This is a genomic window from Methylomicrobium agile, assembly GCF_000733855.1.
Classification (GTDB): Bacteria; Pseudomonadota; Gammaproteobacteria; order Methylococcales; family Methylomonadaceae; genus Methylomicrobium; species Methylomicrobium agile.
This window is the reverse complement of the sequence record NZ_JPOJ01000001.1, coordinates 3,418,149-3,442,086: the sequence shown is the minus strand read 5'-3', so window position 1 is coordinate 3,442,086 and position 23,938 is coordinate 3,418,149. Positions and strand designations below refer to the sequence as shown.

Genomic DNA, 23,938 nt, shown 5'->3' with positions numbered 1-23,938 from the left:
CATGCCCGCAATTGACCGTTATGCCGTCTTCGGAAGCCCGATCAAACACAGCAAATCGCCCCAAATCCACCGCCTGTTCGCCGAACAGACAGGCCAGTCGCTCAGTTACGAAGCGCAGGAGGTAAAGGCCGAGTCATTCGCCGAGGCAGTCCGCGCCTTCTTCGCCGCCGGCGGCAAAGGCCTGAACTGCACCGTGCCGCTGAAGGAACTGGCCTACCGCTTTGCCTCGCACAAAACCGGACGCGCGGAACGCAGCAAGGCGACCAATACGCTCGCCCTGCAGGCGGACGGCACGATTCTAGGCGACAATACCGACGGCTGCGGCCTGGTCGGGGACCTGCTGAATAATCATCGCATCACGCTCGCGGGCAAACGCATCCTGATTCTCGGTGCGGGCGGCGCCAGCCGGGGCATCCTCGGGCCGATCCTGGAAGAAGCCCCGGCCGCTCTGGTGATCGCGAACCGGACCGTCGAAAAAGCGGAGAGGCTTGCCGAAGAATTCGAATGTCTCGGCAGCATTGCCGGCTGCGGCTTCGAAGCGCTTGCCGGACGGCAATTCGACCTGATTCTGAACGCCACCTCCGCCAGCCTGAGCGGCGAACTGCCTCCCCTGCCCGAACATCTGCTCGCCGATAAAGGCAACTGTTACGATCTTGCCTACGGCAACGAGCCGACCGCCTTCGTGCGCTGGGGAATCGCCCAGGGGGCGCAAAAGAGCCTGGACGGGCTCGGCATGCTGGTCGAACAAGCGGCCGAAGCGTTCTTCATCTGGCGCGGAGTCAGGCCCCAGACCCATCCGGTCATCGATCTGCTCGACCGGGAAAGAAAAGCCCAAGCCTAGCCGAACCGGCGGATGCGCAACACCTATCCGCCTATCGGCCTCGATCAGCCAAGCCGACAAAGAAAACGCCATGACTGCCGACTCGCCTTTGCGCAAAATCATCCATATCGACATGGATGCTTTTTACGCAGCGGTCGAGCAGCGCGACAATCCCGCCTACCGGGGCAAACCCATCGTGGTCGGTGGCCAACCCGATTCGCGGGGCGTGGTCGCGACCTGCAGCTATGAAGCCAGAAAATTCGGCATCCGTTCGGCGATGGCCTCCTCCCAAGCTTACCGGTTGTGTCCCCAGGCGATCTTTGTAAAGCCCCGGTTTGAAGTTTACAGAGACGTCTCGGCAGCGATCCGGCGCATTTTTTCCGACTATACCGAACTGTTCGAACCGCTGTCGCTCGATGAAGCGTATCTGGACGTGACCGAGGTTTCGCATTGCCAAGGATCGGCCACCTTGATTGCCAAGGAAATCAAAGACAAGATTCGGCAGCAAACCGGACTGACCGCCTCGGCCGGCGTTTCCTACAACAAGTTCCTGGCGAAGATCGCCTCCGATCTCGACAAACCCGACGGATTGTATCTGATCACGCCGGAACAGGGCCCCGGATTCGTCGAACGCCTGTCGGTCGGCAAATTTCACGGCATCGGCAAGGCCACCGAGAAAAAAATGCACGAACTGGACATCCGGTCCGGGCTGGATCTGAAACGCTGGCCGCTGTCTTTATTGGTGCAGCATTTCGGCAAGGCCGGACAGCATTATTACGACATTGCCCGCGGCATCGACCACCGGCCGGTCCGCAATTTCCGCCCGAGCAAATCGGTCGGCGTGGAAATCACCTATCCGGAAGACCTCGCCGAACCCAACCTCATCCTGCAGCAACTGATCGACCTGATGGGCAAGGCACTCGCACGGCTGACCGCGAAACAGATGACGGCGCATACGCTCACGGTCAAAATCAAATACCATGACTTCGTGCAGATCACCCGCAGCAAAACGCTGCCGCAGGCCATTACGGGAGTGGAAGGGTTCGAGGCCATACTGGCCGATTTGCTGAAAGATACCGAGGTCGGCGTCAAAAAGGTACGCCTGCTGGGCATTGCCCTGTCGTCCCTGCACAGTCCGGAGTTACTGCATTACCGGCAAACGGACCTGTTCGCCTTCTCCATGCCGTCACATTTCCCAAATTAACAGGCGGGTATGCCGCGCGTCGTTCAACTGCACGATCCTGGCGGGAGCACAGTCCGGCACGGCAAAGGAATTGCTTACAAACAAAGAACCTGCCCGCATTTCATGCTTCGCCTTTCGCCAGAGTTCGGCCATGGGTTCCGGCGACAGGAAAGCGTAGACGACATCGTAATCCGCCAGATTTTCATTCCAGAAGCTGCCGTAACGGACATACACGCCACTCTTCTTCGAGCGCAGCCGACTCACCAGAAAAGGAAGCGGCGCCGACTCGATACCGTAGAACCGCCCGGCCGGCTTTTGCTCGGCAAGGCGGGCCAGCAGGCCACCCAAGCCGCTGCCCAAATCGAGAAAACGGAACGGCCGGTGCCCGGGCAACAGCGAGGCCAGCGCCGCGCAGCTCGTTTCGTTGGAGAGATAAAGCGGGACTCTTTCCTTGGCATTACTGAAAAAAATCAGCCAAAGCAATAAAAATCCTCCCAAAAAAAAATGGGGGGACAAGTTGAGGCCGGATACCAGCAACAGCATCGGCACAAAAAGCCCCTGTATGACGAACCACCATGGAGGCAAACCGAAAAGCCAGCTCGACACGACGGCGGTTGCGCTTTGCAGGAGCGTCAACCCCCACCAAGGCAACAACAGGCCAAAAAGCAGGCTCGCTTTAAATGCCAGAAACGCGGCAAGCAATGCTCCCGCCTGCGCCAGCAAGGCGGAAAAAACGACCGGCAGACGCATCGATGCCGAGACTAGCGGCTTACCGGCTGGGGAACAGGCGGCTTGATCTCCGGCACGGCCGGCGACGGCGGCAAAGAAGAATTGTTCAGCAGCTTTTTCTGTGCGAAGTCGCGGACGTTGGCGCTGTTGATAACGCCTTCTTCGGTTCGCTTATTCAGGACGATGATCGAAATTCTCCGATTGATCGGATCGAGGGGGTTGTCCTTGTTCAGATGGACGCTGGAAGCCAGGCCCACGACCCGGATGATCTTTTCGTCCTTTAACCCGCCCCGCACCAGTTCTTTGCGGGCGGCGTTGGCGCGATCCGCCGACAACTCCCAGTTCGTATAGCCCTGCCCATTGCCGGGAAAGGGAGCGCTGTCGGTATGTCCCGAAACGCTGATCCGGTTCGGCAATTCGTTAATGACCGGAGCGAGCTGATCCAGAATCTGCGCCGCGTAAGGCTCCATCTTGGCGCTGGCCGTATTGAACATGGCCTTTTTTTCCTGATCCATGATCTGGATGCGCAACCCTTCCGTCGTAAAGTCGATCATCAGCTGGTCCTTGTACTGATTCATCAGCGGGGTGGTTTCGATCAAATTATCGATTTTTTCCTTCAGTTGCTTCAGGTGGTTGATATCCCGCCGTTCCGCTTCCTCATCGACATCCCTGTCGCTGGCCTCGGCAATGGATTCCTGCTTGCCTTCATTGGTCAACTTGACCTGCCCCTCGGACTGCGTCACATCTTGCCCGCCACCCTGGATCAGGCTGGTCGCATCGCCGGTATTGGCCCCGCCGGCAATGGACGGCCTCCAGGGGTCGGTAAAATAATCGGCAATCCCCTGCCGAATCGAAGGCTCGGTCGTACCGAGCAGCCACATGAGCAGAAAAAAAGCCATCATCGCCGTCACGAAGTCGGCATACGCCAATTTCCAGGCGCCGCCATGATAGCCGTGTCCGCCTTTTTTTATTTTCTTGATGACAACAATCGGATTTTCATTCATGCGGGCGGATTTTCATTCATGCGGGTAGCGTAAGGCCAATATCGTTTTTATTGTTTGTTATTCTTGAGATGCTCTTCCAACTCTATAAAAGGCGGACGCTCGGCGGAGAACATGACTTTTCGGGCAAACTCCACTGCCACGGGAGGGGCATAACCGTTCATCGAGGCAATAAAGCCGGCCTTGATGCTTTGATAGTATTTGGTGGACTCGGCCAGCTTCTGCTCCATCAGGCCGACCAGAGGGCCGATAAAACCGTAGGAAAGCAGAATCCCGAGAAAAGTGCCGACCAGCGCCGCACCGATGAGCTGGCCCAATTCGGCGGGAGGCTTGCCTACCGAACCCATGGTATGGACTACGCCCATGACGGCAGCGATGATCCCGAAAGCCGGCAAACCGTCGGCCAGGCGCGACAAGGCGCTGATAGGCAAATGCCCCTCTTCATGGTGAGTTTCGATTTCGAGATCCATCAGATTGTCGACCTGATGGACATCGAAATTGCCCGCAACCATCAACCGAAGATAGTCGGTAATGAATTCGACGGCATGGTGATCGGCAAGCACATTGGGCGCCGCGTTAAAAAGGGGACTTTGCGAGGGGTTGTCTATGTCGGCCTCGATGGCCAACAATCCCTGCTGCCTGATTTTGACGAAAATATTGTTTAACAAGGTCAGAGTTTCCAGATAAAACGTTTTTGTATATTTGGAACCTTTGAATACGCCTCCCAAACCGCGTAACGCCGCTTTCAATACTTTCGGGCTGTTGGAAACGATAAAGGCGCCTACAGCCCCTCCAAAGATGATAACAAACTCAAACGGCTGCACCAGAACGCCGACATGCCCTCCCGCCCCCATGTATCCGCCCAACAGAGCGCCAATAACTACGATATATCCAATAACGACAAACATGCAGCCTTCTCTTCAAATATAATCAGCAAATATTATCAGGTAATTCCGTTTTCGGTACGGCGAAGATATTAAAAGTGTAGCGGATTATTTGAATCAGGCGGGCTTTCTTTTCGAGAAACCAGAGGACGGCCTAGGCGAGCTCATTCAGAATATCCTCTGCGCTGGTAATGGCCTGTATATAGATTGCGACCAATTTATCCATGGCGACCAATTCCGCAAACGGTTCGAGCGAATGGCCCTGTTCAAGCGCTTGAATGCAATTCAATCCGACACTGTAAGGCCCCGTACGCTCAACCAGTGCTTGGGTCATTTCGGCTTGAATAGGCATATCCTTTACCAATTGATCGAGAGGCTGGCCGAACATCCCGTCAAGGATCGACAGCAGTCCCACGGCATAAGCGCTTTCCGGCTTACCGAGTGCGAGCTCTTTGCTCATCGAGTAACATAATTCGGCGCGGATCAAGCCCGTTTTTATAATCTCGACGCTTTTCACGGGCATATCGGACATGATGACCAGGCTTGCCCAGGCCCTCAGTCTTTTTAAACCGATAAACAAGACGGCTTGCTGAATGGAGTCGACTTTTTTAGTAAAGCCGAAGAAGGCCGAATTAATGAATCGCAGGGCTTTAAAGCTGAGTTGGGGATCCAGAGAAATCAACCGGGCCAACTCGTCCAGACCCACCGCGGGATCATTGATTCGGGAAATCATCTTTATCAATAAATTCTGATTGGTCTGCAGAATTTTGGTATTCAATATCTGGGGCCTGGCGAAAAAGTATCCTTGAAAAAGATCAAAACCCATTTCCAGCACCTTTGCAAACTCGGCATACGTTTCAACTTTCTCCGCAAGCAAAACCAATCCTTTCTTCTTTAAATCGGCAATATTTTGCGAATAGGCTTCGAGGTGGAGTCCGGTAATATCGATTTTGACGATAGAGCAATAAGGTAATAAAGGAGACCAATGAGGCTCGAACCTGTAATCATCCAGGGCGATAATAAAGCCGCTCTCATGCAGCTTACGTATGCCGCCTACCAGTTCGGCGTCGATTTCAATGTCTTCCAGAACCTCCAGCACGAAACGGTCCTTATCCAGCGGTAAGGCTTGCACATCGGTAAACAATGTTCTCGTAAAATTCACAAACGCTTTATGAGGCCCGACCAAATGTTTCACGCCGAATTCAAGAAACGTATAAAGCAGGGTACGCGCCGTTACGAGATTTCCGTTGGCGCCTTCCTCCGGTCCGGCATTCCGGTATCGATACAGCAACTCATAACCATAGGTCCGTTGATTGCGGTCAAGGATGGGCTGGCGTCCTACTTGAACGATCTCTGTCGGGCATTCCAGCTCTGTTTTGGGATTATTATCCGGCACGCAGTGTTTTCTATGTCTAAACGCCATGTTATGAATCTGCGATTCACGCCTTTACCTTACAGAATGCCATAAACACGGGGCGAATCGGAAGTCATTTCTCGACTTCACGGGAAACGCCGCCATTCTATCGCCGAGCCGATATATACCCTGGCTTTATATTCCGGCTTTCGGCGAATAAGTTTAACCGCATGATCAGATGTATATGGATAACTTGCTATACGCCCGGACAGAAAGCCGGAAGTATCGGGAAAGTCCTCCGAAGTCAAAAGAGGTTGAATAGCGACAGCTTTTGCACCTGTACGAAAGCCTGCTGAGCCGCCTGCAATGCAGTGGATTGAAGACTGAAGCGGCTGATGGCATCGGCATAATCGACATCCTCGATTCCGGATAATACCGTTTGGATGTTAAGCACCTGATCGGCATGCATGTTTTCTTGCTGATCCAATACGTTGAGCCGAACCCCTATCGAGGATTGCACATTGATTATCCTCTCCATGGATTGCTTAATATCGTCCAGCGAACTGGATTCCGGCGCATTGCTTTTTAGGTCGGCGATAAATTTGTCTATCGCTTCAAAAGCGTTATCGATGCCGGGAGATGGACCGGCGGGGGGAGGCGCGCCGGTAGGCACTCCAAAAACACTCTCGCCCGGGTTTCCGTCAGCCACCAGACGATCCGTACCGATTTGAATCTGCCGCTGATTGCCGTCTCCGCCGTAGGCATATCCCCCGCCGGGGGCGGGAACCTTTTCGAAAGGCTGGGTATCGCTTTTAAATCCTGCAAACACATATTCGCCGTTCGCGTTTCGGCTGTTGGCTATCGCCACCAGTTGATCCTTCAAGCCCTCCATTTCCGTGGCGATCGCATTCCTGTCGCTCGGCGAATTCGTGTCATTCAAGCCCTGAATTCCCAACTCGTTGATTTGTTGAAAAATATCCACCGCGTTCTGCAATAGTCCGTCCTGTAACGAAAGCCTTTGCCTGGCGGTATCGATATTTCTTTGATACTGCTCGGTCTGATTGAGGTTTTGATTCAGATCGACCACGCGCGCAGCGGCTGCGGGATCATCGGACGGCGCCAGTATTTTTTTGCCGGAAGACAGCTGCATCTGGGTCTGGCTCAACCGGACCTGCTGGTTCAGAATGGAATTGAGGCTCAATTGCTGCGCCCAAGAAGTCGAAATTCGCATGACAGTCTCCTATCGAATAGCTCCGATGAGGGTATCGAACAGGGAATTGGCGACGGAGATTGCCTTTGCCGCCGCCTGATAAGCATTCTGAAATTTAATCAGATTCGCCGCCTCTTCGTCCAGGTTGACCCCCACCAGATTTTCCCGGGTTTGTTTGGCCTGGTTCAGCAAAACCTGCTGAGCCGATTGGCTGGTTTTTGCCGATTGCGTGCTGGTCCCAACCTGGCTCACCAATTGGCCATACGCGGAAGAAAGCGTGGAGCGGCCTCCCGATAGAATAGGCTGCTGTTCAAGATTCGCAAGCTTCAGCGCATTGGTATTGTCCCCCGGAACGGAAGCGCCATTGCCCGCCGCGGCGATTTCCTCGGGATCGCCGATATTGATCTTCAGGTTTTCGGCCGCGTAAAAGGCGGGGCGGATCAGAAAGCTCGAAGCGCCGGTCGGCGGCGTAGACAAGCTGATCGTCATCCCTTCCACATTGACCGGGCTTCCGGGAAAGCCGGCGATATTGATCGCCTGCTTGTCGCTCAGGCGGGTCAACGTATAATTGGTGCCGTCGTAATCCAAACGATAATCGCTGGGGTTCAGGTTCGCCGTATTGGCCGGATCGTAAGTGGCAGCGATGCTGCCCCCTCCCGGCAGGCCGGGATTGACCGTAACCGGCACATTCATGCCGGTGCCGCCCAAGGCGAATAAATCCTGGCCCGGCGCGCCGTTCAAATCGAAGCCGCTGTTATGTATCGCGTTGAACTGCACGGACAAAGCGGCAGCCAAGACTCCCAACTGTTGTTGCGCGGGGTCCAGAATCTGATCCCGAAATTTGAGCTCGCCCGATAATTCGCCGCCCGTGATCGACTGCGTGATGGGCTGGCCGTTGATAACGATATCCTTATAGGAATTATCGAAAGTGGAGCCGGCCAGCGATAAAGTCGCCGCACTCGCATTGGAAACCAAAGACTGCCCTTTGCCGATGATCAGGTTGACCGAGCCGTCGTCCATATTGAGCGCGGACACGTTGATTTTCTCGGCGATCTTGGTGATCAGCGCATCGCGCTGGTCCAGCAGATCGTTCGGCATCTGCATACCGCCAGTCCGTCCGAACTCCGCGGTGATTTTAACGTTCAGATCGGCGATGGACTGCGCATAGGTATTGATATCGTCGAGAGTGGCCTGCATCTGCTTGTTCGTCTGATCGCGCAAACCGTCGAAAGACGATGCCATGTCATTGAATTGTTGCGCCAGCGAACCGGCCTGCCCCAGCATGGCCTGGCGGGCGGCCAGGGAAGTCGGGTCATTGGCGACATCATTGACCGCGCTAAAAAACGATTTTAAAGTCACCGGCAGGCCCGAGTCGTTGTTGCCGACCAGCGTGTCCACTTGCGATGCCATGCCCGCCAAATAGTCCGACTCGGCGAAGGCGGAGGTGCTGGAATTGAGCTGCTGATTGATAAATTGATCGTAGCTGCGCGTAATATTGACGACGTTGACGCCCTGTCCGATGTACCCTGCCCCCGTAAATTGAGGGGGACGGGCGCTCAGCTCGACCTGTTGCCGGCTATAACCTTCGGTATTGACATTGCTGATGTTCTGGCTCGTCGTCGCCAGCCAGCGCTGGGAAGCGAAAAGCCCTGTCAACGCCGTTTCTAAAATCCCCGTTCCAGCCATGATCTTGTCCTGCTTCGGTTGTTATCAGGCCCGATCGTCCATCGCCGCGGCAAGATCGGGTTGAATGTTGTTCATTGTTGCGCCGCGATAAATGCTGATGATCTTCTCGGCGTATTTCGGATCCGTCGCATAGCCTGCCTGCTGCAATCCGCGCAGATACCGTTCCGGACTATCAGCCTGTTTCAAGGCGTCGCCATAGCGCGGGTTGTTTTTAATCAATCGCACATAATCCTGAAAACTTTCCTCGAACGAATCATACGCACGAAATCCTGCGTTGGTTTTCCTGCCGACGCCTCGTTCGAATTCCAGCGCCTGGACCGACACTTGTTCCCCCTGCCATGCCCTTCCGGCTTTGATGTTGAACAAGTTGAAGGTGCTTTCACCCTCCCGGTTTTTGATCAACGAACGCCCCCAATTCGTCTCCAGTGCCGCCTGCGCCAGCAGCACTTTCGGCTCGACGCCCAATTCCCTGGCGGCCCGTTCGGCAATGGGATGCAAATGCCTGACAAAATCCTGTGCAGAATATATCGGCAGATCGCCGGATTTCTTGAATGAAAATTCCGAATCCCCGCCCTCCAAGGCAAGCTTTTCACCGTTGACCGAAGCCGGATTGATTTCTTCTTCATTCCCGATCGCGGCATCCGACGCTTCATGACTCTCATCGATCTTGCCGAGGATACGGCTGTCGACTTTGCCGTGCCGGCCCGGCATCGCCTTGCCGGCGGTGGAAGAGCGGTTCAGATAATCCTCGATATTCATTTTTCCGGTCTTGTCATCGTCGGCCTCTTCGCGTTTCATCTGCTTGACGATCAAATCCGCCAGCCCAACCGATCCCGACAGATTCGACGCCAACTGTTGATCGTACATTTCGCCGTAAAACTTGCTTTGCTCGTTATCCAGGATACCGTCCGCCAGTTTCGACTCGCGCATGCTTTTGAGGACCTGATTCAGGAAAACGGCCTCGAATTGCTTGGCGGCCGCTTTCAAGGCTTCCGGAGACTCTTTCCTGGCTTCGGTTTTCAGCTTCGCAAGGGCGTTGAGGTCGGTATAAACATCGGACCGGTTCGCGTTTAACATAAGAAACCTCCCGCTAAATGACTATCAGCTCGGCGCGCAGGGCGCCGGCGGTCTTGAGGGCCTCCAAAATGGCGACCAAATCGCTCGGCCCGGCCCCGACGGTATTGACCGCCTTGACGATTTCATCCAGGGACACGCCGGCATTGAATACGAACATCCGGTTTCTTTCCTGTTCGACTTGCACATCCGATTGCGGCGTCACCACGGTCTGGCCGCCGGAAAACGCATTCGGCTGGCTGACCTGCGGATTTTCGCTGATGGTCACCGTCAAACTGCCGTGCGACACGGCGGCCGGCCGCACCCGAACTGTATTGTTGATCACCACGGTTCCCGTGCGGGAGTTGACGATGATCCGCGCCGGCGCCTCGTCCGGCATGATATTGATGTTTTCGACCAATGCCGCGAACGAGACTTTTTGCGCCACATCGAAAGGCCCCCTGACGCTGACCGAAGCGGCATCGACCGGCCTCGCGGTATTGGCGCCCAGTTCTCTGTTGATGGCTTCGGCCATTCGATTGGCCGTCGTAAAATCGGCCGCATGCAAATTGAAAGTTAAAATGTTGCCTTCCGAAAAAGGCGTTTTGACCGTACGCTCGATGGTGGCGCCGTTCGGAATCCGGCCGACGGTGGGATTGTTGACGGTAATGTTGGAACCGTCCCGGCCGGTCGCGCTCAAGCCGTTCACGACCAGATTGCCCTGCGCGACCGCATAAACTTGGCCGTCCGCGCCCTTCAGCGGCGTCATCACCAAGGTGCCGCCCCGCAGACTTTTCGAGTCGCCGATTGCGGAAACCGTGACGTCGATGGTTTGCCCCGGCTTGGCGAACGGAGGCAAATCGGCCTGAATCGCCACGGCGGCGATATTTCTCGATTTGGGATCGACGCCGGGAGGCAAGGTCACGCCGAAGCGGCCCATCATGCTGCGCAAGGTTTGCCCCGCAAACTTGGTTCTATCCCCGGATTTGTTGTCCACGCCCACGACCAGCCCGTAACCCACCAACTGATTGGTCCGCATTCCTTCGACGGAAGCGATATCCTTGATCCGTTCGCCTCGAACCGAACCGCTGAGAGCCAGTCCCAGCATGGCGAATAAACCGATGGCCTTGCGTACGCTCTTCATGTTTCAGACTCGCTCGAATTCAGAAAGGAAACCACGGACTATAGATGATCCTGGCAAGCCATCCCATTTTGCTGGCGTCCGCCATGGCGCCTTCTCCGGTATACATAATGGTCGCATCGGCCACTTTGTCCGAGGAAACGGTATTGGACGTGTCGAGATCGACAGGCCTGACGATACCCGAAAGCCGGACGTATTCGTCGCCCTGGTTCAACGTCACTCTTTTCTCGCCGCGCACCCGCAAATTGCCGTTCGGAAGGACTTCCACGACCGTAACGGAAATATTGCCGACCAGACTGTTGCTCTGGTTGGCCTCGCCTTCCCCGTTAAAGTCCCTTTTGCCGGCCAGTTCGGTTTTCGCATCGTTGCCGGTGAGGGACGACAGCGCGAATCCGGCGACAGTCGGCGCCGACACCAGCACATCGAGGTCCTTTTTCGCACTCAGATCGTCCGCCTTTTTGGCCTGGGTCAACTCCTGAAGCTTGATGGTCAACACATCCCCCACCCGCATCGCCTTATTGTCTTCGAACAGGCGCATGTCGTAACCGGCCTGGTAGATGGCGCCGCTATTCGACACGGGAGGCTGCAATGATGCCGGCGCCACCGGCGCGAATGCGGGATCTTTGGGCGGCACGGTCGTGCAAGCCGACAACAGAATGGACGCCAACCCCAAAAGTCCAAGCTTTTGCATGATCATCCTCATTCTCCCGCTACAGTTGCTGGGTCACGAACGAAAGCATTTGATCCGTGGTCGATATGGCCTTGGAATTCATCTCGTAAGCCCGCTGGGTTTCAATCATGTTCACCAGTTCTTCGACGACATTCACGTTGGAGGTTTCCAGAGAGCCCTGCAATAACGTGCCGTATTCCTGGTCGCCCGGCGTGCCTATGAGCGGCGCGCCGCTGGAGACCGTTTCCCGGTAAAGGTTTTCGCCGACCGGTTCAAGACCGGTAGGATTGATGAAATCCGCCGTCTGGATCTGTCCGACCTGAACCGGCGCGGCATTTCCCGGCTGCAACACCGAAACGGTGCCGTCCCGGCCGATCGTGATGCTGAGCGCATCGTTCGGTATCGTAATCGCCGGTTCCAACTGCAAGCCGCCCGAAGTCACCAGTTGGCCGTTGGAGTCGAGTTTCAAGGTTCCGTCGCGGGTATAATTAATGTCGCCGTTCGGCATCAGGATTTGCAAATAACCCCTGCCGTTGATCGCGACGTCCAGGGAATTTTCGGTCTGCTGAATATTTCCCTGCGTATGCAGTTTCTCGGTAGCGACAGTTCTGACGCCGGTGCCCAACTGCAGGCCCGACGGCAATTCGGTATTTTGAGTCGTCTGCGCGCCCGCTTGCCGAATATTCTGATAAACCAGATCCTCGAATAGCGGCCTGGATTTTTTGAATCCGGTGGTGTTGACGTTCGCCAAGTTATTGGCGATAACGGCCATCCGGGTTTGCTGGGCGTCCAGGCCGGTTTTGGCGACCCATAAAGCGCGTTCGGTCATAGTAATCTCCTGCGTGTCAAAGAATTGTCTCGATCAAACTCATGCAGGGTTTATGCCATCTGCATCAGTTTGGCGCCGATGCTGGCATTGTCATCCGCCGCTTTCATGACTTTGGTTTGCAGTTCGAAATTTTTGGACAGTTCGATCATCTCCACCATCGCGCTGATCGCATTGACATTGCTGCCTTCCAAGGAACCCTGCACCAGCCTGACGTCGGCGCTGGCCTCCGCCGTTTTGCCGCCTTTCAAATGCATCAGCCCGTCATTCAACTTTTCAAGATCGCCCGGCGCCGGCTGGACCAGCTTGATCCGGTCCAGCATCGCCATATTGGTGGAGTTGACGCCCATCGGAATGATGCTGATCGTGCCGTCCCTGCCGATTTCCAGCTTTCGTGCCGGCGGCAGGGAAATCGGCCCGTTTTGCCCCAGAATCTGCAGGCCGGCGCCGTTCTGCAGCAAGCCCTCGGGAGTGATCCGAAGATCGCCGGCGCGGGTATAGGCTTCCTTGCCGTCGGCCGTCTGCACGGCCAGCCAACCGTCGCCCTCGATCGCAACGTCCAGTTCGCGGCCGGTGGTTTGCAGCGCGCCGATTGACAGATCCGTCGCCGGCCTTTCGGTCATCGCATAAACGCGCGTCGGATAACCGGCGCCGAACACCGGCATGCTGCGGAATTGCTCCAGATCGGCCTTGAATCCCGAGGTTTGAGTGTTCGCCAAATTATTGGCGTTTGCCGTTTGCGCCAATAATGTTTGCTTGGCTCCGCTCATCGCGATATAGAGACTCTTATCCATTACGGCTCTCCCGGCTTAGCGTTTAACGGATATTCAAGATGGTTTCGGTAACGGTTTTTTCAACGCTGATGGCCTGGGCATTGGCCTGATAGGCTTGCTGGCCGATGATCAGCCGTACCAATTCCGAGGTCAAATCCACGTTGGAAGCTTCCACCGCGCCCGACTGGATCTTCCCGAAACTTCCCGTGCCAGGCGCGCCGACAATCCGTTCGCCGGAGTCCGCGCTTTGCGCCCAAGTCGTATCGCCCAATTTCGCCAGCCCTTGCGGATTGGGAAAACGGGACAGCGCGACCTGGCCCAACGTTTCCGCTTTACCGTTGCTGTATTTGGCATAGACGACTCCGGAATCATCGATATCGATCCCTATCAAGTTACCCGAAGGAAAACCGTTCTGAGCCAGATTATTGACCGAAAATACACTGCTGTATTGGGTCGTTCCGGTAAAGTCAAAGGTCAGGCTGAGCGAATCGACGTTCAGATTGGGATCCAGCGTCGTGGAGTCGATCGGGCCGTAAGCGAGCGGCATCACCGTCGTCAAGTTTCCGGCCGTGTCGAACGTCATCGTCTTAAATGATTGGGAACCGTCGAGCGGTAAAGGCGCTGCCGTACCGTCGGTATTGATCGGTTTGCCGTCAACGAACAGATACGTATTCCAGGTATTCGGCGTCGTCGGGCTCTGACTGACGTAATAAGTAGTGGCGATATGGGAGTTTCCTTGCGAGTCGTAAATCGTCAAGGACGTAGAGTGATTGTAGGAATTCGGAACCGCAGGATCCACGGTGGTAGCGGTCGGCGCGACCTGGGTCGACTGCAGATTCGAACTGACGCCTATGGTGCTGGTGGCGGTCGGCGATCCCTGATTGGCCTTGACCTGCAAAGGCTGCAAAACTCCGGTGCTGAATCCCGCGGCCACCGTCGTTCCGTTCGGCTTGAACGTCATCAGGTACAGGCCCTGATTGTTCACCACATAGCCTTCCTTGTCCAGTTTGAACTCTCCGTCCCGGGTAAATGCGGTAGGCTGATCCGACGTAGCGCTGCTTCCCAACGAAAAAAAACCGTCGCCGCTGATGGCCAGATCCAGATTGTTGCCGGTCGCATTGATGTTGCCCTGCGTAAACTGTTGCGCCACATTCGCCACCCTGACCCCGGTCCCCGCCTGAATACTGCTGACGCCGCTGACGCTGGCGGCATAGACATCGGAAAACTCCGCCCTGGATTCCTTGAAGCCAACCGTGTTGGCATTGGCAATGTTATTGCTCGTCACGTCCAAATTTTTCGAAGCGGCATTCATGCCGCTGACCGCTGTAAAGAAAGCCATGTGATTTCTCCAAAATTAAAGAATCTGTGTGATTTGATTGAAGTTTACCGCCCCCAATCCTTCCAGGTTCACCGTAACGCCCTGCTGGCCGTTGCCCAGAATAACGCTGTCGACCTTGGAATTGACTTGCGTGGCCAATGCCGTATTGGTTCCGTCGATGGTCGCCGCCGCCTCCAGCTTATAGCTGCCCGGATGCGCCAATACGTTGCCATCGCTGTAACCGTCCCAGGTGAAAGGCACATTTCCCGCTGTCTGGTTGCCAAGATTCAAGGTCCGCACCGTTTCTCCCGTTTGCGCATCGACGATTTTCAACGTCACATTGGGGGAGTTGCCCGGCAGCACCAGTTGTCCTTGAATCTCGCCGCCTGCCGGCAGAGTGCCCTGACCCGACTGCACGGACACGTAATGCCCCACCAAGCTTGAGGCCTGCAGGGCCTGATCCGAACTGATCGAATCAGCGAAACTTTTAAAAGATTCCTGCAAATCCTGAATTCCCGCCACCGTTCCGAACTGCGCCATTTGCGCCAGAAAATCGCCGTTTTCCATGGGCTTGGTAGGATCCTGGTGAGTCATTTGCGTCGTCATCAGTTTCAAAAAATCTTCCTGTCCCAACGACGACTTTTTAGAAGCCGTCGTTTGGGAGCCCGATAATCCCAGGGCGTTGATCGCATCTATTCCGAGAGTCATGCCATGCCTCCTATTTACCCATTTTCAAGGTTTGAAGAATCAGTTCCTTTGCCGTATTCAAAACCTCCACATTGTTTTGATAAGAGCGGGAGGCCGACATCATATTGGCCATCTCTTCGATCGTATTCACGTTGGGTTTGTAGATGTACCCGTCCTTGTCCGCCAGGGGATGATAAGGCGCATATTCCGCCACCGACGGCTCCTGGCTTTCCACCACGCCCAATACGTTGACGCCGCTTCCTGGTTTCTGCCGGTCGAGAAGATTCTTCAACTCGGAAGCGAATACCGGCTGGCGGGATTTATACACCGTATCCAGACTGCCGCTGACGGTGTTGGCGTTGGCAATGTTGCTGGCGACCAGGTTCAGCCTGACCGACTGGGCGTTCATACCGCTGCCGGCAATATCGAAAATATTGAAATTGGCCATGCTCATTCACCTCTGAGGGCCATCATCAGACCCGCTAAACTGTTATTGATAAAATTCAAACTGGCTTGATACTGCACCGCGTTTTCGGCAAATTTGGCCTGTTCCACATGCGCTTCCACGGTATTGCCGTCGAGCGACGCCTGGTTCGGGTTGCGGTACATCATCCTGGCGCCCAGCGTTAACTCGGGGGGAGCAAGGTGATTCGTCCGCGTGCGTTCCAGGTTTAAACCGGAAAGGTTTAAACCGGAAGGCATGTTTTGCTTCAATACCGACGAAAAATCCAGGTCGCGCGCTTTATAGCCCGGCGTGTCCGCATTGACCAGATTCGAGGCGAGCACCTCGCTGCGTTTTTCGCGCAATGCCAGTGCCTGCGCGTGAATCCCCAAGGCTTTATCGAAATTTATAGACATACTTTTTACCTCACGATAGGTCGCTTCGAGATTTCTTAAGCAAATACCGCACCAAAATATTTTTTCTATTTGTAAACAAATATCTGCAATCCGATAAGGGTTTTTGATTACGATAGGACATGATTTCTTGCTATGATGAAACCCCGCTATTCATGCGGAAGAAGCGGTTTGGCCGGCGTACTGCCAAATTATTGACGTTGCGCCTGTGCTGCGGAAAATTACCGGCTGTGTCGGCAATTGGAAGACAGATCTATTACGGAATTAAGAGCTAGAGGCTGTTGTGCTGTGAAAGCGGCCTGGATAAAATCCCCCCTCTTTTTCAAAAGGGGAAGCGGCCGTAGGATGCGGTGAGGAACGAACCGCATCGTTCGCGATTGATGCGGTTCGTTCCTCACCGCATCCTACGGCTCTTGTAGGGTGGATTCGCCGCCAGGCAATCCGCCTTCCCTTTGAAGCCGGGTAGGCCGGGCAACCGCTTCATCGTTGCCCGACGTCAGGTGGCAACCTTGCTTCGCTATGGCGACAGCTTGAAGTCGCCACCCCATTGAACTCCGGCCATGTCGGGCACAAAAAGCGTGCCCGACCTACTCGGCTGCCCCTTTTTCAAAGGGGAAAGTGGCCGTAGGATGTGGTGAGGAACGAACCGCATCGTTCGCGATTGATGCGGTTCCTATCGTCACCGCATCCTACGGTTCTTGTAGGGTGGATTCGCCGCCAGGCAATCCGCCTTCCCTTTGAAGCCGGGTAGGTCGGGCAACCGCTTCATCGTTGCCCGACGTCAGGTGGCAACCTTGCTTCGCCATGGCGACAGCCTGAAGTCGCTACCCCATTGAATCCGGCCATGTCGGGCGCAAAAAGCGTGCCCGACCTACTCGGCTGTTGTGCTGCAAAGAGTGGATGGAGCAACGCCGATGCGGCGCTTAATTCGCATTTTAGGGTTATTTACGAGTAATGGCTTATGAAATATTGGTTGTCGGCGGCTTTATTGGCGAATATCGCCTTGCTTCTGGTGGAATTTCATTCCGGAGCATTCGAATCCGCCCCGATGGAAGAAACTAGCGACCTCCGGAAAGAACGCGAGACTGATTCGAATCCACACAAAGATGCACCCGGTGAAATCGGTCTCGCCGATACTCCTGTTTCTTCTGCCGAAAATTCAAACGGGGGTTTGAATTCGCACCATGAAGCGCGGCTGGAAGTTGAACAATCTCCGCGTCAGGATAATATTTCCATTCCCGATGCCCAGGCATTGCTTCCAGCATCGAACTCAATCCAGACGCCCGGACAAACCCGGACTTTTCCGCTCGAAAGCGGCAGCGCGGACGCTCCCGGAGATGAACCCATTGCTGCCGTTGGTCTTCCGCGGCCGGCGCAACCGCCCGCCTCTCCCGAGCCGTCAAAAACCCCGACCGCCATTCAATCGGCTGAGAAAGGCTCCGCCGCTCCATCCACCCTTGCGCCAATCCCGCTTATCCCTGCCGAGGAAAAGAATGTCTCCGCTGCTCCCGAAAATCCTCGAAAAGGCGGAAAGCCGGGTCTGGCTCACGCCGTTCCTCCCAACGAAATCGCCGGGAAAGCCGAAGCGCCTGTGCATTCGCCAAAAGCCGCGGCGCAAACGGCAAAAAACAAAAACGCCGGGAGTGAATCCGTGGCCAGGGAAACGTATCCGTCGCTCCCCCTGCCGCACGCGCCGGATAAAGTGCTGACAGCCTGCTACATGGCCGGCCCCGCCAATAGTCTCGGCGCCCTAAACGCGCTGCTCGGGCAGTTCCGTCCGCAATTGACGGAACTGGCCATGGCTCCGGCCCCGGCGGAAAAAGCGCATAAGCACAACCGGTTTGTAGTGTACTATCCCGCGCCGCCTTCCTTGGAAGAGTCGTTTCTTGCCGCGACCACCTTAAAAAACACCTATGGAATTAAAGACTTGCAGGTCATTAGAGACGGAGAGATGAAAGGCGCCATTTCTTTGGGCGTCTTCAGCAGCCAACGGAACGCCGAATCGGCAAAAAGCCGATTTGAGCAGCAAGGGCTGCAAGTCCAAATCAAACCGCGTTTTCCGACCGAAAACGCCTACAAAGTGCGAATGCGCTGGACTTCGCAGCAGGAACCGATCGCCGAGCAATTAGTCGATGCATTGACCCGGAGCTATCCCGATACCCGGCGAATTGGCTCCTGCGAGTAACCGGATCGGGGAGATAGACTCGGTTTCTTAACAGCCTGCTAGACTTTAAGGACGAATCACCGAGAAGCACCCCCCATGATGGTCACCGCCCCCGTTTCAAAATCGCTCAAACGATCTTTCCTGTATTCGCTCATCAGCATCGGCATCGTCCTGGTACTTGCGGAAGCCCTCGTCATACTGCTGCTGGAAGCCCTGCCTGCGTGGGGGATCGGGTTAACGCCCCTGCAGGAAAACGCTGCGCGCCTGGTATTACTCTTCGTGTTGTCGGCTCCTTTGACATGGGTGTTGGCATTGCGGCCGTTGGCCGGAAAAATCGACCGGCAACAAGCCGGCCATATGAACCGGATCAACGAGAATCAACAATTACGCCAGGCGCTGGACTTTCATGTCCTGATCAGCATTACGGATGTCGCCGGACGCATCACTTATGTCAACCGGAAATTTTGCGAAGTCTCCGGGTTCAGCGAAAGCGAACTACTCGGCCAAGACCACCGTATCATCAACTCCGGCTATCATGATCAGGAGTTTATCCGTCAAATGTGGCGCACGATCGCCCAGGGCCGGCCCTGGGAAGGCGAATTCTGCAATCGCAGCAAGGAAGGCCGCCATTATTGGGTAGCCAGCACGATTATTCCGATGCCGGGTCCGAACGGCAAACCTGCGCACTATCTTTCCATCCGCCGCGAAATCACCAAGATCAAAGAAAACGAAATCCGCCTGTTGACCCTGAAACAGGCTTTGGATGCCAGCAGCGAGATGATTATCGTCACGGACGATCACGGCTGTATTCAGTATGTCAACCCAGCTTTGTGCGATTTTACGGGCTGGAAAGAAGAAATGCTGGCCGGCAGGCCGCCGGACATCCTCGACAGCCCGAATGCCGATCCGCGCTCGTTGCGCGAAATGCGGAACAGCCTGCGCCTCGGCAAATCCTGGAGCGGCCGTCTGCTCAACTGGCGAAAGGGCGCGCCGCCCTTTCGAATCGCCGGCCAATCGCCTGTTCCGGATGCACGCGATTATTGGGCGGAAGTCTGCATCACGCCGATACGCAACCAAAATGGCGAGATCATCGGTTATGTGCAGATTCAGCGGAATATCACCGACCAGGTCCATAAGGAACAAGCCCAGACGCTGGAAAATGCCGACACTGTCGCGCGTCTGGCCATTTCCGAAACATTGCAGCAAACGCTGCCGCTGCAACAGCGATTTATCCGGGTGTTGGATATTCTGTTCAACCTGAAAGCATTCGACTTGCAGCGTAAGGGCGGCGTATTTCTTAAAGACCCGAACGAGGATTGCCTCGATTTATTCCTACTGCACGGCAAATTCAGCGAGGAATTCATCCGCCGCGAACAGCATGTGCCTTTTGGGGCCTGCCTGTGCGGACGCGCGGCCGTTTCCCAGGAACTCATCGTCAGTAATGACTGCTTCTGCGACCCGCGCCATGAACACCAGTTCGAAGACATGCAAGCGCACGGTCATTATATTGTGCCGATCGTGTCCGCCGGCGCAACCCTGGGCATTTTGTTTCTCTATACCGATCCTCATCCTTTGCAGTTGGAATCGCGCCTGACCATGCTGCGGCAAGTCGGCGACATGATGGGACTGGCCCTGCTGCAGGAACAAGCCAGGCATTCTTTGGAAAAGGCGCGCAATGCCGCCGAAGAGGCCGCCAAAACCAAAGCCGAGTTTTTGGCCAACATGAGCCACGAAATCCGCACGCCTATGAATGGCGTATTGGGAATGCTGGATATTCTGAAAGATACCGACATGAGCTATGAACAGAGAGACCTGTTGGAAACGGCCGCCAATTCCGCCGAATCGTTATTAGCCATCATCAACGATATTCTGGATTTTTCCAAACTGGAAGCGGGCAAATGCGAGCTCGAACAGATCGAATTCAACCTGCCGGCCCTGGTCGAAGAAATTTGCGCTTTGATGTCGGTTCGCGCGCACGCCAAGGAATTGGAACTCAACTGCTTTCTGCCGCCCACGCTGCCGGCGCGCTGGCTAGGCGATCCCAACCGCATCCGGCAGGTGCTGGTCAATTTGGTCGGCAATGCGGTCAAATTTACCGAACGAGGCGAAGTCTCCGTCAAAGTATTGGCGCAAGCATCCGCCGGCGACGACAGTGCGCTACGCGTGGAAATCAAAGATACCGGTATCGGCATGAGTCCGGAAGGCCAGACACTGTTGTTTCAGCCGTTCGCACAGGCCGACAATTCCACGGCCCGGCGTTTTGGCGGAACCGGTTTAGGACTATCCATCAGTAAAAATCTGATCGATCTGATGAAAGGCAATATCGGGGTGGAAAGCGTGCAGGGGAAAGGCACTTGCTTCTGGTTTACCTTACCGCTGCAACCGGTCGATAATCATGCCGCGCCTTCTCTTACCGATCTTTCCGGCAAACGCGCGCTGGTCGTCGACGATAACGACACCAACCGCAAAATTCTGCGGTACTATTTGCAGCACTGGGGCATGCGGGTCAGCGAAGCCGATAATGCCCCCGCCGCGTTGACCGAACTGCAAACGGCGGCCCTGAAAAACGAGGCTTACGATATTTTACTATCGGATCTGCATATGCCCGATATGGATGGCTACGCGCTGGCGCGCGCCATTGCAACATTCCCCTCCATCGCCGCTACGCCGCGCCTGCTGCTTTCCTCAGGCGGCATGGGCTCCGAAGCCGACCGCCTGGCGTTGGGCTTTGCCCAAAGTCTGCTAAAACCCGTCCGTCAAGCCCAGTTGCTAGAGGCCATCGCCAGCGCCTTGCATGCCCCGCTCAGAAAAACCCTGTCGCCGATCAAGATTGCCGAAGAGTTACCCGATTACGGCAGCAAGCAGATCCTGGTAGTCGAAGACAACAAGGTCAATCAAAAAGTCATCCTGGCGATGTTGGGCAAATTCCGATGCACTCCGGACCTGGCCGAAAATGGCCGGGAGGCGCTCGATAAATTGGCCCAAAAAACTTACGATCTGGTGTTCATGGACTGCCAGATGCCGGTCATGGACGGCTACGAAGCGGCCCGCCTATTGCGAAACCGGGAATCGCCCCTCCCCGTGAAAACTCCCGTCGTTGCCCTCACGGCACATGCCGCCGCCGGAGAGCGCGAGAAATGCCTGGCCGCCGGCATGGACGACTTTTTAAGCAAGCCTATCGTCAGACAGGAACTGGCGGAAGCCTTGGCGCGATGGTTGGGAGACGCCAGCTCCTGTGAGATAATGGCCGACACGAAGTCTGTTATTGCGAACGACCTGTCCTCCCCGTGCTGGGATGAAGCCGAAGCGCTTAAACGTCTGGACAATGATCAAGAGCTACTCAACGACATGATCGATTTATTCTTCACCATCACCCCGGACCGATTGCTCGAACTCGAAGAAGCCCTGGCTCGCCGCGAGCCAGCCGCCCTGGCCGATGCCGCGCATGCGATCAAGGGCATGGCCGGGCATTTTTGCGCCGATCCGCTGTATTCCGCCGCGGCCAGACTGGAGCACAGCGCCCGGCAGGAGGAACCGGGCGATTTTCGACAAATGACGCGGGATGTGGCCGATGCGGCCGCCCGGTTGATGGTCGCATTGCGCTCAAAGCAAGGCGCCGCTTTATGAATACCGAGTTCAGCTTTCACGAACTCAAAGCGGCTGAGCGTCTGCCTACACCTTCGGGGCTTGCCTTGGCGATCATGCAGTTGCTGCAAAAAACGGATGCCACCCTACTGGAACTGGCCGAACTGGTAAAAGGGGATCCGGCCTTGACCGCACGCATCTTGGGCTTTGCCAATTCCGCCGCATTCGGTGCCCGCCGCCCCGTAGCCACGGTCCATGACGCCGTGCTGATGATGGGCATGAATTCGGTACGCAATTTCGCGTTGAGCCTGTCCTTGATCAACAATCACCGTGACGGCCATTGCATGGGCTTCGATTATCCGATCTACTGGGCACAGGCGCTGGCCATGGCCGTCGCCATTGCCGCCATTACCGCGCGCGAACGGACGATAGCGCCGGAAGAAGCTTTTACGATAGGCTTATTGTCCGACATCGGCCGGCTGGCCCTGGCCACCGCCTGGCCGGAAACTTACGGCGATTGTCTTCAAATGTCTCAGGGCGACGACCTGCTGCGCCTGGAACGTGAACGCTTTGCCGTCGACCATAAGGAACTCACCCTCATACTTTTGCTGGACTGGGGGTTTCCCAGCATATTGCTGGATGCACTCAACCTCAGTACCGAACCTCTTGCCGGCGAAATTTCCAGGGTAACCCGCCTGGCCCGGCAATTGGCTTTCGCCCGGCAGATCGCACGTTACTGCATCGCCGATGACCAGTATCGCACCACCCTCTTACCGGATTTGCAGCGGCAAGCCGAAAACCACTCTCTCGAGCGCGATTTTTTCGACAAGTTTATCAATGACATCAGCAGGGAATGGCAGACATGGGGCAAATTGATTGAAATCAAGACCGATGCGCGGCTTGCGTTTCCGGCGGCCCCGAGCGAGCAAACGGAAACATTACCCGGACTGGATCTGCTGCTGGTAGACGATGATCCGATGATGGTAGCGCGCCTGTCGAAGCAATTGACGGCCGCCGGCCATCGGGTGGCTGCCTGCCGTGACGGCGAGGCCGCGCTAAAACATGTCGTCGAGCATAAGCCGCAAATGATGATTACCGATTGGCGAATGAAACCCCTGGATGGTTTAAGCCTGTGCAAGACCTTGCGTGAAGCCGACATCGGCAAGAACCTGTATCTGATCATGCTCACCGCGACCGAAAGCGAAGACGCCCTGGTCAAGGCTTTTGCCGCCGGCATCGACGATTATGTCACCAAACCGGTCAGCCTGCGGGTTTTATTGGCGCGTATCCGCGCCGGCCAGCGCATCATCATGCTGCAACAGGAAGTGGAAAAAGAAAAAAAAGACATCCAGCGCTACACCGCCGAGCTGACCGTCGCAAATCGCCGCCTGGAAATGATGGCGAATACCGATATTCTCACCAGCCTGCCCAACCGCCGTTATGCCCTGACCCGCCTGGAACAGGAATGGGAAACCGCCCAGCGCTACAATCGGCCCTTAAGCGTCTTGATGCTGGATCTGGACCATTTCAAATCGATTAACGATACCTTGGGCCATGACGCCGGTGACGCCGTACTAACCCATTCCGCGAAAATATTGAAAGCCACCGTCCGGGCAAGCGACATCGCCTGCCGTCTGGGCGGCGAAGAATTTTTGGTGATCGCCCCCAACACAGACGGAACCGCCGCCCTTTTACTCGCCGAACGCATTCGCGGAGCCATACAGGCTCAACAACCCAAAGATCCCGCTCTCACAAAGCCGATTACCGTCAGCATCGGCGTTGCCGGCTCGGTAGGGGACAAACCCGGCTGGAAAACGCTTATCAAACTAGCCGACCAAGCGTTATACCAGATCAAGGCAAGGAGCCGTAATGCCGTACAGCTCGCATCGTTTTGAAAAGTTTTCCCCGGTTGCCGAACCGGTCCGCATCTCGCGTCTTGTATTTGTACGGACCTTGAATTATTTTTACCGTAACGATCCGCGACTCACTCAGCGTCAAT

General features: G+C 55.6%; 20 protein-coding genes. 5 read left to right on the top strand and 15 right to left on the bottom strand.

Features of this window, described 5'->3' with window-relative positions:
- Window position 1: 1 nt before the first annotated feature.
- Both aroE and dinB read left to right on the top strand, forming a co-directional pair.
- Window positions 2-841: a shikimate dehydrogenase gene (gene aroE, locus CC94_RS0116180; RefSeq protein ID WP_031431572.1), complete on the top strand. Its 840-nt coding sequence runs from the start codon at window positions 2-4 to the stop codon at window positions 839-841.
- A 70-nt stretch (window positions 842-911) separates the two neighbouring features.
- Entirely contained in the window at window positions 912-2,024 is a 1,113-nt protein-coding gene (dinB, locus tag CC94_RS0116175; RefSeq protein WP_031431571.1) for a DNA polymerase IV, read from the top strand.
- Here the strand turns inward: dinB and CC94_RS0116170 are convergent.
- The 15 genes from CC94_RS0116170 to flgB all read right to left on the bottom strand — a co-directional run bounded on the left by CC94_RS0116170 (window position 2,007) and on the right by flgB (window position 16,193).
- Window positions 2,007-2,753 (bottom strand): hypothetical protein, encoded by a 747-nt coding sequence (locus CC94_RS0116170; protein ID WP_031431570.1) that lies wholly within the window; start codon window positions 2,751-2,753, stop codon window positions 2,007-2,009. The genes dinB and CC94_RS0116170 overlap by 18 nt on opposite strands.
- Before the next feature lie 11 nt (window positions 2,754-2,764).
- Window positions 2,765-3,736 (bottom strand): flagellar motor protein MotB, encoded by a 972-nt coding sequence (gene motB, locus CC94_RS0116165; protein WP_005371512.1) that lies wholly within the window; start codon window positions 3,734-3,736, stop codon window positions 2,765-2,767.
- Window positions 3,737-3,783: 47 nt separating this feature from the next.
- Complete coding sequence (gene motA / locus CC94_RS0116160) at window positions 3,784-4,641, bottom strand: flagellar motor stator protein MotA (protein WP_005371511.1); 858 nt, start codon at window positions 4,639-4,641, stop codon at window positions 3,784-3,786.
- 130 nt (window positions 4,642-4,771) lie between these two features.
- Window positions 4,772-6,040: an EAL and HDOD domain-containing protein gene (locus CC94_RS0116155; protein WP_036304057.1), complete on the bottom strand. Its 1,269-nt coding sequence runs from the start codon at window positions 6,038-6,040 to the stop codon at window positions 4,772-4,774.
- 235 nt (window positions 6,041-6,275) lie between these two features.
- Entirely contained in the window at window positions 6,276-7,202 is a 927-nt protein-coding gene (flgL, locus tag CC94_RS0116150) for a flagellar hook-associated protein FlgL (RefSeq protein ID WP_005371509.1), read from the bottom strand.
- A gap of 9 nt (window positions 7,203-7,211) precedes the next feature.
- Complete coding sequence (gene flgK, locus CC94_RS0116145; protein WP_005371507.1) at window positions 7,212-8,867, bottom strand: flagellar hook-associated protein FlgK; 1,656 nt, start codon at window positions 8,865-8,867, stop codon at window positions 7,212-7,214.
- 24 nt (window positions 8,868-8,891) lie between these two features.
- Window positions 8,892-9,944 carry a flagellar assembly peptidoglycan hydrolase FlgJ gene (flgJ, locus tag CC94_RS0116140; protein ID WP_005371505.1) on the bottom strand — a complete coding sequence of 351 codons (1,053 nt, stop codon included), beginning with the start codon at window positions 9,942-9,944 and terminating at the stop codon, window positions 8,892-8,894.
- 13 nt (window positions 9,945-9,957) lie between these two features.
- Complete coding sequence (locus tag CC94_RS0116135) at window positions 9,958-11,064, bottom strand: flagellar basal body P-ring protein FlgI (protein ID WP_005371503.1); 1,107 nt, start codon at window positions 11,062-11,064, stop codon at window positions 9,958-9,960.
- A gap of 19 nt (window positions 11,065-11,083) precedes the next feature.
- Window positions 11,084-11,758 (bottom strand): flagellar basal body L-ring protein FlgH, encoded by a 675-nt coding sequence (flgH, locus tag CC94_RS0116130; RefSeq protein ID WP_005371501.1) that lies wholly within the window; start codon window positions 11,756-11,758, stop codon window positions 11,084-11,086.
- A 13-nt stretch (window positions 11,759-11,771) separates the two neighbouring features.
- Window positions 11,772-12,560, bottom strand: a complete 789-nt coding sequence (flgG, locus tag CC94_RS0116125) for a flagellar basal-body rod protein FlgG (RefSeq protein WP_005371499.1) — start codon at window positions 12,558-12,560, stop codon at window positions 11,772-11,774.
- A gap of 50 nt (window positions 12,561-12,610) precedes the next feature.
- Entirely contained in the window at window positions 12,611-13,351 is a 741-nt protein-coding gene (flgF, locus tag CC94_RS0116120) for a flagellar basal-body rod protein FlgF (protein WP_031431567.1), read from the bottom strand.
- A 22-nt stretch (window positions 13,352-13,373) separates the two neighbouring features.
- Window positions 13,374-14,669 (bottom strand): flagellar hook protein FlgE, encoded by a 1,296-nt coding sequence (gene flgE, locus CC94_RS0116115; protein ID WP_031431566.1) that lies wholly within the window; start codon window positions 14,667-14,669, stop codon window positions 13,374-13,376.
- A 15-nt stretch (window positions 14,670-14,684) separates the two neighbouring features.
- Complete coding sequence (locus CC94_RS0116110; protein WP_031431565.1) at window positions 14,685-15,356, bottom strand: flagellar hook assembly protein FlgD; 672 nt, start codon at window positions 15,354-15,356, stop codon at window positions 14,685-14,687.
- A gap of 10 nt (window positions 15,357-15,366) precedes the next feature.
- Complete coding sequence (gene flgC, locus CC94_RS0116105) at window positions 15,367-15,783, bottom strand: flagellar basal body rod protein FlgC (protein ID WP_031431564.1); 417 nt, start codon at window positions 15,781-15,783, stop codon at window positions 15,367-15,369.
- A 2-nt stretch (window positions 15,784-15,785) separates the two neighbouring features.
- Complete coding sequence (gene flgB, locus CC94_RS0116100) at window positions 15,786-16,193, bottom strand: flagellar basal body rod protein FlgB (RefSeq protein WP_031431563.1); 408 nt, start codon at window positions 16,191-16,193, stop codon at window positions 15,786-15,788.
- 958 nt (window positions 16,194-17,151) lie between these two features.
- Here flgB and CC94_RS0116095 point away from each other — a divergent pair.
- From CC94_RS0116095 to CC94_RS0116085, 3 genes are all read left to right on the top strand, one after another.
- Window positions 17,152-18,375 (top strand): hypothetical protein, encoded by a 1,224-nt coding sequence (locus CC94_RS0116095; RefSeq protein WP_031431562.1) that lies wholly within the window; start codon window positions 17,152-17,154, stop codon window positions 18,373-18,375.
- Window positions 18,376-18,450: 75 nt separating this feature from the next.
- Window positions 18,451-21,981, top strand: coding sequence for a response regulator (locus CC94_RS0116090; RefSeq protein ID WP_031431561.1), 3,531 nt, complete (start codon window positions 18,451-18,453; stop codon window positions 21,979-21,981).
- Window positions 21,978-23,834 (top strand): GGDEF domain-containing response regulator, encoded by a 1,857-nt coding sequence (locus tag CC94_RS0116085; RefSeq protein ID WP_005371474.1) that lies wholly within the window; start codon window positions 21,978-21,980, stop codon window positions 23,832-23,834. The genes CC94_RS0116090 and CC94_RS0116085 overlap by 4 nt, the downstream gene beginning before the upstream one ends.
- Window positions 23,835-23,938: the final 104 nt, after the last annotated feature.

What these genes read in the sequence shown, in the direction of transcription:
- aroE (WP_031431572.1), top strand. Translation starts at nt 2, where the DNA reads ATGCCCGCAATTGACCGTTATGCCGTCTTCGGAAGCCCGATCAAACAC.
- dinB (WP_031431571.1), top strand. Translation starts at nt 912, where the DNA reads ATGACTGCCGACTCGCCTTTGCGCAAAATCATCCATATCGACATGGAT.
- CC94_RS0116170 (WP_031431570.1), bottom strand. Translation starts at nt 2,753, where the DNA reads ATGCGTCTGCCGGTCGTTTTTTCCGCCTTGCTGGCGCAGGCGGGAGCA.
- motB (WP_005371512.1), bottom strand. Translation starts at nt 3,736, where the DNA reads ATGAATGAAAATCCGATTGTTGTCATCAAGAAAATAAAAAAAGGCGGA.
- motA (WP_005371511.1), bottom strand. Translation starts at nt 4,641, where the DNA reads ATGTTTGTCGTTATTGGATATATCGTAGTTATTGGCGCTCTGTTGGGC.
- CC94_RS0116155 (WP_036304057.1), bottom strand. Translation starts at nt 6,040, where the DNA reads ATGGCGTTTAGACATAGAAAACACTGCGTGCCGGATAATAATCCCAAA.
- flgL (WP_005371509.1), bottom strand. Translation starts at nt 7,202, where the DNA reads ATGCGAATTTCGACTTCTTGGGCGCAGCAATTGAGCCTCAATTCCATT.
- flgK (WP_005371507.1), bottom strand. Translation starts at nt 8,867, where the DNA reads ATGGCTGGAACGGGGATTTTAGAAACGGCGTTGACAGGGCTTTTCGCT.
- flgJ (WP_005371505.1), bottom strand. Translation starts at nt 9,944, where the DNA reads ATGTTAAACGCGAACCGGTCCGATGTTTATACCGACCTCAACGCCCTT.
- CC94_RS0116135 (WP_005371503.1), bottom strand. Translation starts at nt 11,064, where the DNA reads ATGAAGAGCGTACGCAAGGCCATCGGTTTATTCGCCATGCTGGGACTG.
- flgH (WP_005371501.1), bottom strand. Translation starts at nt 11,758, where the DNA reads ATGATCATGCAAAAGCTTGGACTTTTGGGGTTGGCGTCCATTCTGTTG.
- flgG (WP_005371499.1), bottom strand. Translation starts at nt 12,560, where the DNA reads ATGACCGAACGCGCTTTATGGGTCGCCAAAACCGGCCTGGACGCCCAG.
- flgF (WP_031431567.1), bottom strand. Translation starts at nt 13,351, where the DNA reads ATGGATAAGAGTCTCTATATCGCGATGAGCGGAGCCAAGCAAACATTA.
- flgE (WP_031431566.1), bottom strand. Translation starts at nt 14,669, where the DNA reads ATGGCTTTCTTTACAGCGGTCAGCGGCATGAATGCCGCTTCGAAAAAT.
- CC94_RS0116110 (WP_031431565.1), bottom strand. Translation starts at nt 15,356, where the DNA reads ATGACTCTCGGAATAGATGCGATCAACGCCCTGGGATTATCGGGCTCC.
- flgC (WP_031431564.1), bottom strand. Translation starts at nt 15,783, where the DNA reads ATGGCCAATTTCAATATTTTCGATATTGCCGGCAGCGGTATGAACGCC.
- flgB (WP_031431563.1), bottom strand. Translation starts at nt 16,193, where the DNA reads ATGTCTATAAATTTCGATAAAGCCTTGGGGATTCACGCGCAGGCACTG.
- CC94_RS0116095 (WP_031431562.1), top strand. Translation starts at nt 17,152, where the DNA reads ATGAAATATTGGTTGTCGGCGGCTTTATTGGCGAATATCGCCTTGCTT.
- CC94_RS0116090 (WP_031431561.1), top strand. Translation starts at nt 18,451, where the DNA reads ATGATGGTCACCGCCCCCGTTTCAAAATCGCTCAAACGATCTTTCCTG.
- CC94_RS0116085 (WP_005371474.1), top strand. Translation starts at nt 21,978, where the DNA reads ATGAATACCGAGTTCAGCTTTCACGAACTCAAAGCGGCTGAGCGTCTG.